Source organism: Aestuarium sp., assembly GCF_023253315.1.
Taxonomy (GTDB): Bacteria; Pseudomonadota; Alphaproteobacteria; order Rhodobacterales; family Rhodobacteraceae; genus Marivivens; species Marivivens donghaensis.
The window spans coordinates 1-749 of the sequence record NZ_JALRGW010000138.1 but is presented as its reverse complement, the minus strand read 5'-3'; the positions used below and the strand labels follow the sequence as shown (position 1 = coordinate 749).

General features: G+C 41.7%; 1 protein-coding gene. It reads right to left on the bottom strand.

The window, feature by feature from the left end; translation table 11 throughout:
• Positions 1 to 14: 14 nt before the first annotated feature.
• Positions 15 to 749, bottom strand: a 735-nt coding sequence (locus AC1QQ2_RS14670) for a hypothetical protein (RefSeq protein ID WP_479713699.1), incomplete at its 5' end; no start/stop codon positions are given.

Below are 749 nucleotides of genomic sequence, written 5' to 3'. Positions count from 1 at the left end.
CAAGCTAAAAATAATTAGCTGATTGTTACTGCACCCCAGGTGTTCGATAAGAAAGTAGTTTCTGGATAAAGAATATCTATCCTATAGTAAACAGTAAGGTTTACACTATCATTAAATGCTGGACTTTGAGAACCAGTAGTTAATACAACTTGGCAGTCTACAGTTGTTCCTGCATCGCCATACGAACCTTGTGTCCCGTTAGTGTTTACTTTAAATATTAATTGGTCTCCACTATATTGGGCACCGTATGTTGACCCATCAAGTTGTGTCATCGTTAATTGGCCGGCAGTTTGTTTATAATAACCACTATTAGTAGTTAAATCTGTAGTAACAGTAACCGCGCCAGCGCCGTAACGAGCACTAGCATTACCTGCATATATAGTTTTTCCACCGAAACCATCTATTGCCAATGAACCTAATGCCTGTCCTCTGATAGTTCCGCCAGTGTTCGTATAACTGTCGATAAAGAATCGTAATTCTCCGCCTGCATTGAAGAAGTAACGTGCCGCGTCTGCACCTCCAAATGTGGCAGTACGAGTAAATGTTATGGATGCACTAGCAGTTTGGTTAGGTATGTTCATAGTAGCACTAGCCAGAGACCCAGTAGTTAATGTGCCACTCGGTCCCCGGGCCATGCGATCAGTATAACCTGTTGTTAACGCACTCCCAACATCGTTAGTCGCATTAATAGCTGTACCAGCTGTATAGAGTGATAAATTTGAATAAGTACTGCTTTGATGGCTTCTAAC